Raw genomic sequence first — 17122 nt, forward strand, 5'->3', positions numbered from 1 at the left:
GCGCCTTGCTTGAGGCCTGTACAAGCGCCGCACCCACGCGCCGGCCTCGCTAGCAAGCGCCAGCCGCGCCGGCGGCCGACCAACTGGCGGAGAACTGCCTAAGCGATGTCTCGTAACCCGGTGTGGGTCGGTTGGGGGTGTTGGTCGATCATGCAACTCCGAGGTGATCATGCCCTACCGCAAACCCGTGACGGCAGCGATCTGCCGGACTGGCAGGAATACCTCAACGCCGGCCACCGCAAGATCCGTGCCCGCGTCGAACAAACGCTGGTGCGGATGAAGTGCTGGAAGATCCTGCGCGACTACCGCCGCGCCGCCAGCACCCTCAACGACACCGTCTCCGGCATCGCCCATCTCCACAACATCCTCCTCACTGACTGCCCCGCAACACCCGCCCCACCAACCACAACATCAGTTACGAGACGTCCCCTAGGGTACGGTGGCAGCTGCCTCCGCGGAGGCCGTACGGGTCGACTGGTCGTCGGTCGCGGCGCACAGCTGTCTGGCCGTCTGCACTGAGTTGGCGAAACGTGGGTTTTCGCGGAACGCCACCCGCGCAGTTTTGGGGGCCCACGCCGTGGTTATTTCGGCGCCCCTACCCTCAGGTCAGGCAGTAGATTCAACCGGACCGCCGCCAACCGAGCGGCCGAGTATTGAGGAAGTCACCTCAGTGCTGACAACCCGGTGGGTCGACCCGAGCGACGGGTCCGTCGCGTGGCAAGACGACTTCCAACACATCCTGGAGGCGGCCGAGATGCAGATCGACCCGATGTACCGGCGGTACGTGGCAAAAGATCCGATCGTCTTCGCCTTCGACTGCGACGCGGTTGTGGGAGTCGCGCAGGGCCACATGGTCAGGCACGGCTTCAACGAGCGTTTCGGCCCGTTCGAGTTGCTGCCGGTTCCACAGGCCATGTTGGACAAGGTTGCGGTCGTGCCTGATGCGCAGGGTCGCGGGGTTGGCCGCCTGCTCGTCCGAGAGTTCGCGGCTGGCATGTTGTCGAGGGGATGCACACACGTTGCGCTGATGGTCGACCAGTCGACGCCGTGGGAGGGACGCGTGAAGTTCTTCGCGTCGTGCGGCTTCCGATCGCTGATCGAGGGTAGCGACGATGACCTGCTCGGTGCTGAGATCACGGCGTTGCGCGGCGTCACGGCCCCTTGAGTTCGAGCGCACCACTCTTACGGCTTCGAGCATACGTTCGAAGCAACGGTATCGTGTGCCCGCCGATGGAGGCGCGACCCGCAACAGCTAGCTGCTGATCTGGCGTGGTCGCCGCACAGGATCCGCGAGCTATTCGGCTCGCGTTCTGACCGTCCGATGCTGCACCTTGTACCTTCGCGTCACGTCATAGGCATCCCAATCGATTGCGGTGCGGTCACGATCGTGACCGCGGCGTAGCGAGCAGCTAGCCACGCGCGATCTTCCGTCCGTCGCAGTGATCAGGAACGCCTCCGAGGCACAGCGGTGCTAGGGGAGCGGAGAGAGGGAGTATGGGTTTGCATATTTCGCGGATCGAGATCCGCAACTTCCGCAACTTCCGGCACCTCGTTCTCGCCGACTTTCCTTCTCACGCTGTGATCGTGGGAGAGAACGGGGTGGGAAAGTCAAACCTGCTCGAAGCGATCCGTCTGGTGATCGACCCCTCCTTGCCGGACTCGCGTCGCATGCTCCGCGACGAGGACATCTGGGAGGGACACCCGAAGGGCCTTGCCGGCGGCGCACAAGTGACAATCAAATTGGAGTTGCAGGGCTACGACGCCGATGACGACGCCAAGAGTGTCCTGTCCGGCGCCGCCGTGGACTACAGCCCTTACACTGCGCGGCTCACCTACCGTTTCGCTCCGCGCGCGGACGCCACGATGTCCAACTCCGCCCTACGGTCCACCGGCCGACCGCTGACCGCTCAAGATTATGAGTTCGTCGTGTTCGCAGGCGACAATGAGGCCAGCGATGTGCGAAGAATCCGGCGCGAAGTAGCTCTGCGTGTCTTGCCGGCGCTGCGCGACGCCGAGGGCGACCTGCGGAGCTGGCGGCGTAGCCCGTTACGGGACCTGCTTGAGCGCTTGCCCTTGGACCAGGCCAACCTGGAGGCCACGGCAACAGCGATAGCCACCGCGGTCAACCAACTTACTCAGGACAAGAACGTCGCCAAGCTCGAGAACCACCTCGTGGACCGCCTCGGCGCGATGTTCGGGCCCCGATTGGCGGTGCAACCCACACTCGGCTTCGCTTCGTCCAAGCCAGATGAGTTGATCCGCGCCGTCCGCCTGTATTTCGACGCCGCGCGTCGCAGGAGTATCTCTGATGTCAGCCTGGGCAGCGCCAACGTCATCTACCTCGGTCTGCTGCTGGAAGTCCTCAGTCAGCAGCGCGTGGACGAGCAGTTCGTCGCCACGTTGGTGGCGGTCGAAGAACCTGAGGCACATCTTCACGTCAGCCTCCAACGTCACCTCTTCGGCTATCTGCTGCGGACCGGCCCCTCCCTCATCCTCACTACGCACAGCCCGCATATCGCTGCGGTGACCCCAGTTCGGTCCTTTATCGTTCTGCGTGATTCGAAAAACGGCACTGTCGGATCCACGACGGCGGCGCTACCCGTCACTGATGACGATGCGGCCGACCTGGAGCGCTACCTCGACGTGAGCCGGGCGGAAATTCTCTTCGGCTCCGCTGTCATTCTGGTCGAAGGACTAGCCGAGCTGTACATCTTGCCTGCCCTGGCCGCAGCGGCGGGCTTCGACCTTGACGCGTACGGAGTTGTCGTCGCGAGCGTCCACGGGACCGACTTCAAGCCTTACCGCGCTCTCCTCGGGTCGAAGGGGATCGAGACTCCGCATGTGATCGTCACAGACGGTGACGCCGCCCCCGACAAGCGGGGCCACCGGGAAGCGGGCCTCAAACGGGGTGCGAACCTCCACTCCGATCAGGCGAAGACGACGGCGCTGTTGAGCCAGATTGGAAGCTTGCCTCAGGCTGAGGCGGCCGACTACCAGCAGTCTCGCGGTCTCCTCACAACCGAGCTGGCGGGTGTTGGTGTGTACGTCGGCGGTCAGACGCTCGAAGCCGATCTGTGCCCGCTGTTCGGTGATGAGATCGTGAAGGCCTTTCAGGAGCTGAGCACCAACGCTGCCGCCCTCGAGGACGTGCGTCGTGGTGTCCGCGACGCACGGAAGGCGACAGCTGATGCCGAGGCACGGAAGGCCATGCTGAAGCGCATCTCCGAACTGGGCAAGGGACGTTTCGCGCAGAGGCTCGCCGCGCACATCGAGCGTATCGATGTCGCCGCCCGGATTCGTGCCGCGGCAGGCACCGCCGGTGATGCCAGACCGATAGACGCCAATGCCTTGCGCGCCTCGGGCGCTGCTGCCTACCTGCTGTTGGCGCTGGACCACATCTCCGGTGTGGTTCGCGAAACGGGACTGTACGCCACCGGATCGCGTGTTTCCGACAACGTCGGCGGCTGATCATGTTGATCAGCGACCCTTTGCTTGCGGAGCTTGACCATCTGCACCCCAAACAGCGTGCTGCCGTCCTGAGCCCCGGCAACGTTGTTCTGCGAGCTGGGCCGGGCAGCGGGAAGACCCGCACGCTCGTTGCACGTATCGCCTACGTGCTGCAGACACAGATCTCCGCCTTCCGCGGCGTCGCCTGTATTACCTACACCAACGTAGCGGCCGATGAAATTCGCCATCGCGTTCTGCGCAGCGGCGTGCACGCCGAGGGACGGATCAGGTGCTCCACCGTTCACGGTTTCTGCCTGAATGAGATTCTGCGCGCCTTCCCGCTGCTCACCGGACAACCGGCGCCTCAGGCAGGACAAGTCCTCAATGGCACAGCAACCAGGCTGCTCCTTCAGGACTGCTTCGATCAGGTCGGCATCACTGAAATGCCCGCCCGAGAACGGATGAACGAGAACACTCTGGTTCGCCGCGCGCTCGCCTGCGGCGAACCATTGACCTCGTTCGACTCGCGAGAGGTACAGGCAGCTCGCCTCTACGAGGCGCAGCTCGTGGTCCGGGGACAGATCGACTTCGAAGCTATGGTGACGCGAGCCCTGGCCACCGTCCGAGAGAACGAACCTGTCCGGGATCTGTTGCGCGCTCGCTTCCCTCACCTCATCGTGGATGAATACCAGGATCTCGGCGGAGTCCTTCACAAACTGGTCCTGGCGTTGCGTGACCTGGCGGGCATCACCGTCTTCGCCGTCGGAGACACGGACCAGTCCGTGTATGCCTTCGCCGGCGCCGATGCAAAGTACCTGACTGCCTTGGCCGCTCGGGACGACTTCGACGACATCGAACTCGAAGTCAACTATCGCAGCGGACAGCAGATCATCACCGTCGCCGAAGCTGCCCTCAGCACGCCTCGGAGACGACGCGCTCGCGAGGGGGCACCTCCCGGAATCGTCAAACTCGACCAGGTCACAGGAGGGCTCGACGATCACGCGAGTCTGGCTTGCGACTACGCCCAGCAGGCAGTGCAGAGGCAGGTCGCCCCCGAACGGATCGCTGTTCTCTATCCCCAGCGTGGCCCTCTGCTGGAAGCTCTGCAAGACGAACTGACCCGCCGCCAGATGACCTTCCTGCATGAACGTGACGACAAGCTGCCGCCGGGGAGCCTGTCACGCTTCATCCAGCGCTGTGCCAGCCGCGCCGTCGCGAACTATCAGATCCACGCCGCGGCCGACGCCGCGCAACGCCGGGACATGTTGCGCCGGACGGACGCGCCGTCGATCGCTACCCTCGCTCGTGCGCTTACCACGCTGCGTACCGAGGCAAACGTCCCTCGCAGCACGTCTCGGCTGCTCCTGCCGAGGTCGCTGCAGGCGTGCCTCGATCCGCAGCCGGCGTACCCGGCTGACGCGCCGGCCTCTGAGTGGGTGCAGCGGTTGCGGAGCGATTTGGCCCTCGATGAAGTCGCCGGAACTCATCCTGAGCAAGACAACGGCACGAGTCTCGGCGATCTCGTGGACCTATGTCAGTCGAAGAATCTTCTACTGCAGGACCTTGCACAGGGTGTGCAGGTGATTGGCAAGATCCTCCTCACCACGTACCACTCTGCCAAGGGGCGCGAGTTCGACACGGTGATCCTGCCGGGACTGCTTCAGGGGATCATTCCGCACAGCGTGCGCAGCGCGGGCGGCTGGCGAAGCCCCAACGCGAAGGAACTGGACGAGCAGCGGAGAACCTTCTATGTAGCCTTGACTCGCGCTGAAGCGGGGCTACACCTGATCACCGGTCCGGGGTATCAGACCAGGAACGGCTACTGGCGAGATGAAGGACCTTCAGAGTTCCTCCGTGAGATGGCGCGGCGCTTGTCGCCGCCTCCGAGCCCAACCTGAGTCCACCGCCTCGAGCGCAGGGCCGGGCGCTTCGCCGCCAAGTCGGCACGCCCGGCCGGGGAGCGAGGACTGGACTTTGCAGCTGTAAATGGCGTCAGCCAAGACGGTCGTGCCCGTGGCTGCGAGCGTTCCGCGGATGCGGAAGGTCACCGTGGAGGCGCCGAAGCCACAGTTGGCGTGCGTGTGCGTGCCAGCCGGCCTCGGTGCGCAGGCGCGGGAGGTCGGCAAGCCCATCAAGTCGGCGAACTACGCGACCCGCCAATTAAGGTCCGGCCAACTCAGGCGCCCCCGCGACCGGGCCTACTCTGGGACGCCAGCGCAGCTGGCTACGCATCCGCCAAGTTCAACCAGAAGGTGTGCTTGAGCCTTCCGGGAGCCGTGCCGCTGGCGCGCATGCGGTGCCCACCTGTGAGAGCCGAGCGAGAGCTGGCGAAAGGGGCCCCGCGTCCAGTCCTACGACGCTTCCGTGCCGTTGGGGTGGTCGAACCCGCCGTGCGGTGCGAACTGGCGCTGACCGGGCCCCGGATGCCCTGGACCTGGTCCGCGTAGGTCTGCTCGGTGGCCGAGTGCGACCCGGATTGGCTCGCAGACTCGGCGCTCGTGCTCGACGAGCTCACCTCGAACGCGCTGATGCATGGCGGGCCGGGGCGGAGCCTCGCGCTGGACGTGCGGGACGAAGACGTCCTGGTCGAGGTGTCCGACAGCAGCGTCGAGTCGGCGCGGCCGGGGAAGGGGGACGGGCCGGGCGAGCTGGGCCTGCGGCTCGTCGATCCACTGAACTGTGGGTGCGGGCAGCGCCCGCAGACGGGCGGCAAGGCCGTCTGAGCCAGGGCCTCACAGGTCCGAACCCACGGAAGGTCGGCGGCCTGCACGCCAGTGAACCGTAGCCGTCGTCGCGCGCCGTGATCGACGCTGTGATCCCCGCACCAGACGTCAGGCGGGCGTATCGTGATTCACGACCTGCTGGTTGGTCGCGAATCCACGCGCGGGCCTGAGCGACGGTGTCGGTGACGTGTCGACCTCGGTGAGATGCCGATGTCGAACGTGCGCAGAACCTGGGCTGGGCCCACGCCGACAACAGGGATTCGGTCGCGGCGTAGACATCGGGGTCAACGCTCATTCAGAGGTGTGTGCTGTGCACGCTGGCATTTGCATGATGGGGGCCAGGTAGAACGGCGAACGCACGGCGCCGTCGCGACGGGAGTACGCCGACAACGCCGGCAAATCAAAGAGCCAACAGCTCGGCTCGAGCCGTGACATTGTCGTCGTGGCAGGCGACGGTCAGACATTCGGCGTCGAGCAGGCGGCCGCTCCGACGACGAGTGGGTGTCCGCCGAATGAGCCTGCAGAAAGCAAGGCGGGGCGGCGTGGTGCGCGATGCCGGGCTGGCGCAGACCGGGGGTAATCATTCAAATTGCGGCTGAAGGCGACAGCCGCACGTCAGAGCAGACCGACGACGGCCAACGCCGTTGACATGTCTTCGGGCTGGTGTAGCACATGCCCGTGTTCAAGGCTCTTCAACTGCACACCGCCCTTGGGGACGAGATCGGCGTGGTAGGTCGACCATGCGCGGCAAACCGGGCAAACCTCGCCCGTCAGGAACGGGCGCAGCAGGTGCAGCTCATGTGTGGAGTCCCGCAGGTAGAGGCTGCCGGGTTCCAGGTCGTGTCTCAACGAAGTGGCAGCCTTGGTCGGCACAACAGGATGGTCCCCCGTCAGCTCGCGGTAGCGGACGTCGGCCGTTCTGGCGAGGCTGTCCCAGCGGGTCTCGGTGACGTGCCACAGCGGGAAGTCGGTAAGAAACCGGGATCGTTCAACGAGCAGGGTCAGGTCAGCGAAGGCCTCTGTAACAGCGGGCGGGAGATCGATGGGATCGAGACGACGGAGGTGGGCATCGTCGTTGCGACGGTCGCTCAATCGCTGGCGTGCGTCGGCGGCGTCTTGGTCAGCCAGCAGGGAACGGATGCTGTGGATGGGGTGCTGGTGTGGCAGTTCGCGGAGTTTGCGGCTTGTGGCTGCCTCCTGCATCACGGCGGCCCAGTCACCGAGGCCCGGGCCGCTGCGCCCACTGGTGAGTTTCTCCTTAATCGCCGCGGTGGAGCCCAGCGGGATCCCGGCTTCCCAGGTGAGCGCCAAGGTGAGCAGCGCCAGGTAGCAGAGCAAAATTTCGGCGGTGTCCAGCACGGCGTTGTAGGCCGCCCGTTGATCGCCGGCGCTCATGCGAGCTTCGGTTTCACGCCATCGGTAGGCGATGGGGAGGGGGAAGCGCGTGCGCACGGTGTGCCCCAGGTTGTCGAGCAGTGTTGCGGCCTCCACACGCAAACGCAACCCACGGCCCTGGTCGATGATCCTTTCCCGGGCCTGAACCGCTGTTTTGTATGTGAACGCGGACTCCAGAAGTGTTTCTGCTTCTTTGGCCCAGGTCTCAAGGCGGTGCCGGGCGGCATCAAGATCGTCGAGCGCAGTAGTCAGGACTCCGTCCGGCTGCGGTACGGGTAATTCTTGTAGCCGCTTTGCCGTGATGTGAAGGCTGGATCTGCCGACCAGTCGGTCGGCCAGCGGTGTGCGCAGGAACTGGACGGTCAGTCTGATCTGCTGCGGCGTGGTGGCGGCACGAGGGCGTAGGGCGATTGTCGTGTGGGAGGGCGCGGCGGGGAGGTCCTGCTTGTCTATCTCGGCAACGATCAGGCCTGGCGGATCATGCGGTCCGTGGATCTCGCGGAGGAGGAGGTCTCCTGGTCGCAGGAGGTATTCCGGCGGAGCCTTGACCCAGTAGCTGTCGTCGGCGGGCAGCGCGATGGAGCCGTCGCGCCGTACATCACGGCCTCCTAGGAGCCGGACGGCGCCGGGCTGCTCCTCAGAGCTGATCCAGTGCGAGTGTTCCGCCATGTGGATGCGAGGGACGGTCTCGTACAGCTCATCCAGCGTGGTGAGGCTGCCGAAGCACGCCAGGTCGGATTGCTGCGATACGACGTCCGGATGGTGACGGTCAAAGTCGAGGCTCTCTGTAGCAGGCGGGACGTCACGGATGACGTAGCCGTGCTGGGTACTGCCTCCTCCGCGCTTGAGCAGGGTCTGGAAGTCCTTCTCGGCAGACGCGTGGTCCCCGCGCGGCATCCGGAAGATCTTCATCGGAGGCCGGTGTTCTTGCTTTGCCTTCAGGAAGCAGGCAGCCACGACGAAAGCCTGATGGATCTGAGGAATCACACCCGTGCCATAGATGACGGCCAGGATGTCCCAGTGCTCGGCCAGCGTGCTGCGCAGCTTTGTTGCACGCGGCGATTCCGAGACCCAAAGTTCGGCGGGGGTCAGGACCGCCATGCCGCTGGTGGCGTCAGCGGGACGGCATGCACGAAGAACATCGTCGTACACGTAAAGGGATACATCCCGACGCGACGTCCGGGCGCCGGTGCGGCGTTGCCATGGCGGTATGAGGAGAAGCGGGCCCTGCTTCAGGAGGCGTGCAACGCCCGAGCTGGGGTCCTGCCAGGCCGGTTCCAGAACCGACCTCCACTCCGAGCACAGTTCGAAGGAGAGCTGGCCTTCTTCCGAGCTGGTGGTCAGCACCGTCACGGGGCCGGGCGCCAGTTGCGCGAACGCCATCTTAAGCATCCGCTCGAATGACGGGCTGAGCGATCCGTACCCCTCGGGCATCGTGCCTCCCCTCGGCCCTCGGCAGACGCTCCGGCGATCACGCCTCCCGGTGTACGAGCGGTGATCTTACCGTCGAGCGGAGGGCTCGATGACGGTAGTGGGACGCAGTGGTGAGACCGTCAGGGGCCGGCGGTGGCTGGAGGACAGTCACTCGCCGTGGCGGCTGGGCACGCCGGGGCCCGGGCTGGAGGTTGCCGCCCCGTCTTGAAGCGACCTGGCCGGGCGCGAGTTGTAGCGGCGTTGCTCGCTGGGTTGGCGGGCGCGCCACCAGGCCAGCCGGTGCTCAGAGTCAGGTGCTGGGCGCGGAAGTTCAGCGGCTGTGCAGCCATGACTACGCCATCCCGATGAGATGACCGAAGATGAACATGCTCGCGGTCGCGTTAGACATGATGTGGTTTGCCCGCAGGAACGCGCTTGATCAGCGCAGCATGAGCGTTGTGGTTAGCGAGCAAGATCGTCCTCGGACACATATTCATGGGAGATCTCCCAGACCACAGAGTAACAGGCCCGCTACGGCGGGTCTTTCTCGCGTTCCGCGTCAGGTGGCTTCGGCTACTCTGATCGCGAACGCGCCCTCCCCTCGTGCTCGCCGTCGGGGAGGTGTGTCATGACCGGCCTCGTGTCGTCTCTCGCCTTGCCAGGCCGGGTCGCCGCGCCGTCCGCTGCAGCGGCGGTACTTCCTGTCCCGATGGCGCTTCCCCCGTTACGTGATCTCGGCGCTGCGGATGGTCCGCGGTTGTCGATCGCACTCATGGATGGTGGCGGTCGGCTTCAGGATCGCGGCGCCGTCGCCGTGCTGGGCTGGAGCGCGGGCGACCGTCTGCTGATCACGCTCGTCGGGACCTCGGTCGTGATCCGCCGCCGCGCGGATGGGGTGTTCGTCATGCCCCGCAAGCCTTACGTCACGCTCCCGGCTGCCGTCCGACGTGGCTGCGGAGCTCTGGCGGGCAGCCGTCTGCTGCTGGTCGCTGACCCCGTCCAGGACGTCCTCGTCGTCCATCCGGAAACCGCCGTGCAAACGATGCTCCGCACCTTCCACACCACCCTCGCCACCGCCGAGGAGGCATCATGACCACCCCCGCGACACCGCAGGACCTGGAAGCGGCCCGGCTGCTGCTGTCCCGCCTCGGCGTCGACCCCGCCGACCTCATCAGCGCCGGCCGGCAAGAGCCGGGCTCGGCGACCGTGGGGAAGGACGAGCGCCCGATGCCGACGATCCGCGAGTGGATCCCGGTGGTGGCCGGCTTGGTCTCGCCGAGTACGGCGGCGTCGTACGGGTCGTACTGGAACAAGGCCGAGGCCGCGTGGGGTGATCGGGCCATGGACACGATCACCGCCAGCGAGATCAAAGCACTGTCGGAGGTGGCGCGCAGCACCGCGCTCGTGCGGAGGAACTCGCGCGGCGGACGCAACGCTGCCGAGAACTTCGTCGCGGCGGTGCGCTGTCTCTACCGGCACCTGGAGAACGACGGGCGCCTCGATCAGCATCGCAACCCGGCCCGCCGGGTCACCAAGCCACGCCGCAACGCCTCCACCCGCCGAGCCCTGGCCCACAAGCAACTGGCCGAGCTCAACGACGTGGTCGCGAGCACGGGCGATGATCCGGAGCTCGACTCGCTGATTTGCCGCCTGCACGAGGAGACCGCGTGCCGTCGCGGCGGTGCGGTCGGGCTGCGCCCGCGTGATCTGGACCGCGACCAGTGCACGGTGCTGCTGCGGGAGAAGGGCGAAACCGAACGTTGGCAGCCTGTCTCGCCGACGTTGATGCGCCACCTGATCGCCCACGACGAGGAACGGGGTTCAGGCGACCCGAACGGGCGATTGCTGCGCTACGCCAACGGAAAGCCCATCACCTGCCGCCGCTACGACTACATCTTCGGCCGCGTGCAGAAGGAGCTGACCTGGGCGCACGCTCTGCAGGTCAGCGCACATTGGCTTCGGCACACCACGCTGACCTGGGTGGAACGCAACTTCGGCATGGGCGTTGCGCGCGCGTTCGCCGGCCACGCCGACACCGGCAGCGACCTCACCACAACCACCTACGTCAAAGCCGACATCACCGAAGTCGCCGCGGCCCTGGCCGCCCTCACCGGCGAACCACATCCCCTCGCCACCGAGACTGGGTGAACTGATCGAGCGGGCGCAACTAGCGCTGCGCCCGTTCGATCACTGCTCTGATCAGCGTTTCGGACTGTCCGACATCGACGCGTGGTAGCCCGCCAGCATCTCGTGCATGACGTGCTGCGGGTAGACGACCAACAGGTCGTGATCGATCAATGTGCCGAGAAGAACCTGTTCGCCGGCGCGGATGCGGCAGCGCTGCCGCATCCGCGCCGGCAAAAAGAGGCTCAACCTCGACGAGAGACGGATCCCGGCCGTCCGCACCTGGCGGCTCGCGACGATCAAACCCGACGAGACCGCGAAGTTCACCGACTGCCCGCCACACCAGCCAAGCTGGCCTAGAGCGGTCCGAGCCGCCACCACACCACCGCTGTCGACACGAACCAGACTCAGCTTCACCGAACTGGCCTCCACTGCCTCGGCCAGATCGATTACCGGTAACGGGGCGGCTTCGGGTCTGGCAGAAGCCCGAACGGGCAGAAGTAGCGACGCCACGATCTTGTCACCAGAACGCTGGGCTTGCGGAGCGCGCGAAGAGGTCATATCCAACACCGGGCCTACCACCGTGGGAGGGCGGCCCCAGCCAGCGACGGAACCTGATCCCAGGTTCCCGAAATTCTTCCCGCGGTGCAAGTAGCAATGGTGGGAAGGTCGCCGTGGTGTCCGAACCAGAGGTCGTTCAGTCGTCGTGGGTTGCGCAGTGATCCGGGTTGCTTGGCGTGTGGCCCGTTGTCGCGCGAGGTGCGCGTTCCAGGTACTGCGCTCGCGGGCGTGGCACAGTTGGAGCCGCCGTCGATTGGCTCGTCCGCGTGTGGGGGTGTACGGAGTGGAGGAACTTGCCTGCGGATACCTCATGGTCGTACGGAGTTGTTCGCCGAGATCCCACGCGTCGCAGTCCGAGGGGCCGCCGCGGTAGCTGTGTTTGCGGCGGATCAGACCGAGTCGTTCGGCGGCGTCGCGGGAGCGGCGCACCGTCTTCGGGTCAAGATGTGAGCGTTCTGCCCAGGCTCGGACCGAGATTGATCCGTGGCGGTAGGCGATGGCTTCGGCCAAGGTTTCGAGTGCCGCGCGCATACTGTGTGGCCGAACTCCGAGTGTCGCTGTTTCCAAGCGGGTGAGCGCGCGTTCGAGGGCTAGGCGAACGGCGTCGAATCCAGCGCTGGGCACCCCGCTGCACTCACTGGCCTCTCGCGCGGGTGCTCTCGACACACGTCGGCGTCGAGGCCGGTCCTGAACGGCTGCGTCCAGTGCAGGACGCCATCGCAGGCGGCGCCAGGAGTCCAGCCCGAGGTGACGTGCCTGCGCGGGGGAGGCGTCGGTGAACGTCCGCCACGCAATGCTCTCGCTCACGCCTTGCTCGGCGGCGACGATCGTCGTTGCCGGAGCCCAGAACCATCGGCGCCAGGCGCGTTGGCCGATCTGGCGAGCCTTGGAGCCGTTCCGGTCGGCGCACACCCACGCGGCGGCGGTGGTAACGCCTGCACGAGCAAGGGCGAGGGCGTCACCGAATTCGCGTTCGGACCGGCTTCCGGCGTTTGCACGCTTCTGGCGAAACGTTCTGGCGCCGCCGCGGCGATTCAGGTCTCGGCGAGGAGCTGGAAGGTCTGTGGGGATGAGGGTTTTGGCGAGGACCGGGCTGGGCAATCCGTGGCGGTGCGGTGCGCAGGTGAGCCGAAGCGTGCGCCGAACGGTGACCGATACGCCGTGGTGGTGCGAGACGCGCGTTGCGACTTCTCTCAGGAATTGTTCGGAGCCGTTCGGCGTCTTGATGATCACGTGGAAGTGGCCCGGGCGCCCGGACGCACGTTGAAGCCAGGGGAGGCCCATACGGTCTGCCCACGAAGTGAGGTCGTCAGCGATCGCGACGCCGGCTTCTGCTTCCTGCCCCGTGTCGGCAGGGTCGATGTCGACTGCGGTCCACGGCCGTCTCAGCGTGCCCACCACGGAGACGAAGTCTCGTGTGCGGATCAGCAGAGTCAGCGCCTGGGAAAGGCTTGCGGTCACGTATCGCGCGTCGTTGTCACCGCCGATGAGTATGAACGGGGGCTCGAACAACAGGCGGTCAACAGCGAGTTGCTCTCTGACGGGCGCAGTGGCTGTCTGGGGCGGTTCGGGGAACAGCGCTGGTGGTTCGCGATGCTGCTCCACGATCGGGCGCGTGGTTACGTCGGGCATGACGATCCTACGGTCTGAACTCGGTTGCACGGCTGACTTGTGGAACAGCGCCTCGGCTGGACTCACACGCGCTGGCCAACGCTCCCGGGCGTCCACGGAAATAGCAGGGGCGGAGCGAGACTCTGGAGCTGGTTCGGTGTCCGTTCGATGCGCAGGATGGCCGCGGTCCACGTCATGCCGATCCCAATGCCGATGAGAGCGATGTGGTCGCCTGGTGAAACGGCTCTTCTGGCCAACAGGTGGGTCAGGCCGATGACCTGGTCGTTGGGCCCGATGTGACCCCATTGGTCGCCGGCGCGCTTGAGAGTGATGGTGTCCGAGATGCCGAGGGGGTGCAGGCATTGGGTCTCGAGCTGGTGGTGGCCGTAGTGGGGCAGCAGCACCCACGCAAGATCGACCGGGGCCAGTCCGGTTTCGGCCAGGACGCGATTCATCACGTCACGGATGCCGCGGGAGTTCCGCGTGTGGACGGATCTTCTCCCGACGGCTTGCAGGTACTGGGTTTTGCGTTCGCGGATGTGCTCGATGCCGACCTCGGTCGTGCCAGCGGGGAGGAAGCGGCTGGATCCGCGGTGCAGCTGTTCAAGCGTGGGGTCGATGTAGGACGCGGTGGCCAGCACACGGGCGAATCCGCCGTGGCGGCTGAGGATGAGGGCGGAACCGCCGTCACCGTAGGCGATGCCGTGGTCGGCGCTGAGATGGTCGAACGCCGGCGAGCCGAACGTTTCGCCGCCGGTGAGCAGGACGTGGTCGATGTCGGAGCTGCCGGCCAGGATCCTTGCGGAGAGGTCGATCCCGCCGACGAGGCTGTTGCTCATCGCGTTGATCTCGGTGGAGATTCCGGGCCCAGCGGACAGGCCGAGGCGCGCCCGGACGTAGCTGGCGCGGGACCAGAAGTCGATGCCGCGGCTGCCGCGCCAAATGGCTGCATGCAAGTGTGCTTCCGGCACGGGAAGTGGCCCGCCGACCACGAGCGCGAGGGTGCCGAGTGCCTGGCGTCCGGCGCGGATCGCGAAGTCCATGCCCGTGGTGCCGCTCGACACGGACACAGATCTCTGGCCACTGCGGCGGTCGAGGTCCGCGGTGTGGGGGACGGGGACCAGCTCGCCGAGGGCGGCGCCGAAACCGCGGACGTGCAGGTCGTTCCACCGCATGTCACGCTTCCTTATCGTCGGTGTGCAGGTCGTGCTGGATCGCGGTGATCGAGGTGTAGTAGGTGTGCAACTGGCGGAGGGTGATTCCGGCCGATGCAGCGATTTCGTCGAGCGTGACCGTCGGGCTTCCTATGGCCGGAAGGAGGTCGCGTGCGGCGGTGAGAATGTGTCTGCGCATGGCGGCTTTCGTGTGGTGGGCGCGAGGTGGGACGCGGCGACGTCGTGTTGCGGCGAGGACCCGTCGGCCTGGCTTGTGTCTGGCCAACGCGCGGAAGCTCGGCGAACGACTGGAACGTTTGTTCACCGTGTTCTCCTCGTCGACGTCGTGCGACGTTCCGCGATTCGCTCCAGGTGTTCTGAACGCAGTTGGGCAGCGCGCGCCGCGACGGCGGCGTCGAGCACAGGTTCCGGCTGCGCGGCCGAGTCGAAGCGGCGGTCCGTGGTCACGACGAGCATCAGTACGGCCGCGTTGCAACTGAGGTTGACCACCGCGTACGGGAGGTCGCGCCGGACGTAGATGAGGTCGCCCGGGGCTGGTAGCAGTGGGCGCAACGATTGCCCGGACAGGACGGCCGCGTAGCCGCTCAGCAGTATCAGTGCCGATTCGGCGATCGGGTCGCGCCTGGCCGGGAGGAGCCGGCCGCCCGAGATGAGGATCCGGCCTGCTGCGAGTTGCTGCGTGGGCACCGTGGGGGCGTACAGCACGGTGGTCACCAGGGCACCGCCGGGGACCGTCCGGGTGTCGGCGCCGCTGGGACGACAGTGGACCGCCAGGGGAAGTGGATCGGTCATCGGTCGTCGCCTTCGTGCCGACGGTGGCTCGCGAATTGCCGATGGGACGACTGGGCGAGCTCACGAGCGAGCGCGGCGTTCGCCGTGGCGTGCGTGACGTCGCGGCGGCCGTGTCCGCAGGCGGCGGCGACGGCGGTGACCGGGTGGCCGAGCGCGTTCTCGACGAGCTGGAGGGCCCGTCGCGAGTCGCGGGGGTTGAGCTCGTCGACCAGGCCGGCGATGAGCCGTACGTCGGCGGGCAGGCGGCTCAGCGCACGGTAGAAGGCGGTGTGCGGCGGCGGTCCGCTGGTTCCGGTGCACATGGGGATGTGCACCTGCGGCATGCTCTCGCCGAGCCGGGTGAGTCGGTGGTGGAGCGCGCGGATGAAGCGGACTGCGGGTGTGAGGTCGTGCGGTGTGACCGCGGGTTCGTGGTTGAGGTCCCCGTGGCAGAGGTGCAGGATCCAGCGGGCGTCGCGCGGGGTTTCGGTGATCAGCCGGGTGATCTGCTCGACGAGAAACCGGATGACCAATCCGGAGAACACCTCCGGCGTCTTGTCGAGGGCGATCAGCGACGCCGGGGTTTCGAGCTGGAAGACGACTTCGTCGCCGTGCTGCTGGTGGATCGAGTCGACGTCGTCCACGAGCGCCCGGCGGAATGTGTCCAGGTGCATCAGCAAGGAGGCCGAGGGGCCGAAGCAGAAGAAGGCGAGATCCAGCGGGTTGGGCACGGAGACCTGAAGCGGAGGTAGCTCGGCTTCCAACTGGACGGTTCGCCGCGCCGCCATGGCGGCGCGGGTGTCACTCGCGCGGCGCAGTGACACATCTTCGGGCGCCAGGCGCTTCCCCGGGGCTACCCGGTAACGCGGGTAGTCGTCGTAACCGGTGGCCTCGCCTCCACGGAACGGCTCCAAGGCGTCGCACGTGGCGAGGTTGTAGAGCCAGCTCACGACCCAGTTGGCCTCTCGGTCGCACGGCAGAGCTGTGAGAGGTGCACCGTTTGCTTGGTCGATCACCCATTGCATCGCGGAGCGGTCGTCGGGGTGGAGTTCTTCGGGCAGCGAACCGACGAAGTGGACGGCGCGTTCCGGCTTGCGAGTGTCGGTGGATGGTTCGGCGCGGTGGGTGGTGGTTGCGGTCATGGTCTCCCCTGGTGGTGAGGCGTGGTCGGCTTGGCGACGGGGAGGGATCGCCGGGACGAAGGTCGGTGCCGTGGCCCGCCCCCGGTGTGCGGGGACGGACCACGATCGTGCGCAGTGGCTGTGGGTTGAGCTCGGTCAGCCGGTGACGGGCAGGTGGCCGGGCTTCGGTGTCGCCGGGGGAGCAGGGCGGTGACCGTGGTCTGCCGGAAGGCCGGGGGCCGCCGTGGGTGCTGGACGGTGGCTGGTCGGGGTGGGCCGACCCGTCGATGGCGACGTCGGCCGGCTGGTGGTCGGCGGGTTGGTGGGCGGCGAGTCGGGGCCGCAGGACACGGTCGCGACGTGCACGGTGACCGCCTTCTTCGAGCCTGGTGTCGTCACGGTGATCGTCGCGGCCGTCCCGCTCGGTCCGCCGGACGCGCCGGGCGACACGGTGAGGTTGCCGGCGCTGCGCGCGGCGGCGCTGATGGTGGTGACGCCGTTGTGGCATTTCGCCGAGAAGGGACCGACACTCGTCCCACCCACCCGGACACTCGCGACGGTCGCTTCAGCCAGCCCGGCGCCCGCGCGCAGGGTGATGCCGCTGGCGACGACCGCGCCCGACGGTGACGAGGCAGACCCGCCTCCGGAGCGAATGGTGCCGCTGCTTGCGATCGAGGGTGCGGGGCCGAAATGCTCACCGCCATCGACCTTGATGCCGCCGGCCGTGGATGTGCTGGTTGCGGCCGCAGCGACGCTCGGTTGACCGGCAACGCGTGGGCGA

General features: G+C 66.6%; 13 protein-coding genes and 1 pseudogene. 8 read left to right on the forward strand and 6 right to left on the reverse strand.

Annotated elements, in window-relative coordinates; all coding sequences use genetic code 11:
* Positions 1 to 154: 154 nt before the first annotated feature.
* The 5 genes and pseudogenes from ACQPXB_RS21110 to ACQPXB_RS21130 all read left to right on the forward strand — a co-directional run.
* Positions 155 to 375 (forward strand): annotated as a pseudogene (locus tag ACQPXB_RS21110) (transposase family protein); the annotation flags it as partial.
* Between the two features lie 295 nt (positions 376 to 670).
* Complete coding sequence (locus tag ACQPXB_RS21115; protein ID WP_432854872.1) at positions 671 to 1165, forward strand: GNAT family N-acetyltransferase; 495 nt, start codon at positions 671 to 673, stop codon at positions 1163 to 1165.
* A 329-nt stretch (positions 1166 to 1494) separates the two neighbouring features.
* Positions 1495 to 3468, forward strand: a complete 1974-nt coding sequence (locus ACQPXB_RS21120; RefSeq protein WP_432854875.1) for an AAA family ATPase — start codon at positions 1495 to 1497, stop codon at positions 3466 to 3468.
* A gap of 2 nt (positions 3469 to 3470) precedes the next feature.
* Entirely contained in the window at positions 3471 to 5345 is a 1875-nt protein-coding gene (locus ACQPXB_RS21125; protein ID WP_432854878.1) for an ATP-dependent helicase, read from the forward strand.
* Positions 5346 to 5903: 558 nt separating this feature from the next.
* The gene (locus ACQPXB_RS21130) at positions 5904 to 6170 is read left to right on the forward strand and encodes a hypothetical protein (RefSeq protein WP_432854881.1); all 267 of its coding nucleotides are present in this window, start codon (positions 5904 to 5906) and stop codon (positions 6168 to 6170) included.
* A 615-nt stretch (positions 6171 to 6785) separates the two neighbouring features.
* Here the strand turns inward: ACQPXB_RS21130 and ACQPXB_RS21135 are convergent.
* A complete protein-coding gene (locus ACQPXB_RS21135; protein WP_432854884.1) occupies positions 6786 to 8999 on the reverse strand; it encodes a hypothetical protein in 2214 nt (737 codons plus the stop codon).
* A gap of 607 nt (positions 9000 to 9606) precedes the next feature.
* On the opposite strand from ACQPXB_RS21135, the gene ACQPXB_RS21140 reads away from it, so the two are divergent.
* Both ACQPXB_RS21140 and ACQPXB_RS21145 read left to right on the forward strand, forming a co-directional pair.
* Complete coding sequence (locus tag ACQPXB_RS21140) at positions 9607 to 10071, forward strand: hypothetical protein (RefSeq protein WP_432854887.1); 465 nt, start codon at positions 9607 to 9609, stop codon at positions 10069 to 10071.
* Entirely contained in the window at positions 10068 to 11126 is a 1059-nt protein-coding gene (locus tag ACQPXB_RS21145; RefSeq protein ID WP_432854890.1) for a tyrosine-type recombinase/integrase, read from the forward strand. Before ACQPXB_RS21140 ends, ACQPXB_RS21145 begins: the two co-directional genes overlap by 4 nt.
* A 51-nt stretch (positions 11127 to 11177) precedes the next feature.
* Here ACQPXB_RS21145 and ACQPXB_RS21150 read toward each other — a convergent pair whose 3' ends face one another.
* From ACQPXB_RS21150 to ACQPXB_RS21170, 5 genes are all read right to left on the reverse strand, one after another.
* Entirely contained in the window at positions 11178 to 13295 is a 2118-nt protein-coding gene (locus tag ACQPXB_RS21150) for a hypothetical protein (RefSeq protein WP_432854893.1), read from the reverse strand.
* Positions 13296 to 13357: 62 nt separating this feature from the next.
* A complete protein-coding gene (locus ACQPXB_RS21155; RefSeq protein ID WP_432854896.1) occupies positions 13358 to 14338 on the reverse strand; it encodes a 3-oxoacyl-[acyl-carrier-protein] synthase III C-terminal domain-containing protein in 981 nt (326 codons plus the stop codon).
* Between the two features lie 112 nt (positions 14339 to 14450).
* Positions 14451 to 14753 carry a hypothetical protein gene (locus ACQPXB_RS21160; RefSeq protein ID WP_432854899.1) on the reverse strand — a complete coding sequence of 101 codons (303 nt, stop codon included), beginning with the start codon at positions 14751 to 14753 and terminating at the stop codon, positions 14451 to 14453.
* Positions 14750 to 15163, reverse strand: coding sequence for a hypothetical protein (locus tag ACQPXB_RS21165; RefSeq protein ID WP_432854902.1), 414 nt, complete (start codon positions 15161 to 15163; stop codon positions 14750 to 14752). Before ACQPXB_RS21165 ends, ACQPXB_RS21160 begins: the two co-directional genes overlap by 4 nt.
* Positions 15164 to 15237: 74 nt before the next feature.
* Entirely contained in the window at positions 15238 to 16362 is a 1125-nt protein-coding gene (locus ACQPXB_RS21170) for a hypothetical protein (RefSeq protein ID WP_432854905.1), read from the reverse strand.
* 250 nt (positions 16363 to 16612) lie between these two features.
* Here ACQPXB_RS21170 and ACQPXB_RS21175 point away from each other — a divergent pair, with 250 nt between their 5' ends.
* Positions 16613 to 17104 carry a hypothetical protein gene (locus ACQPXB_RS21175; RefSeq protein WP_432854908.1) on the forward strand — a complete coding sequence of 164 codons (492 nt, stop codon included), beginning with the start codon at positions 16613 to 16615 and terminating at the stop codon, positions 17102 to 17104.
* Positions 17105 to 17122 lie beyond the last annotated feature (18 nt).

The organism is Amycolatopsis sp. CA-161197, from assembly GCF_050942255.1.
GTDB lineage: Bacteria > Actinomycetota > Actinomycetes > Mycobacteriales > Pseudonocardiaceae > Amycolatopsis.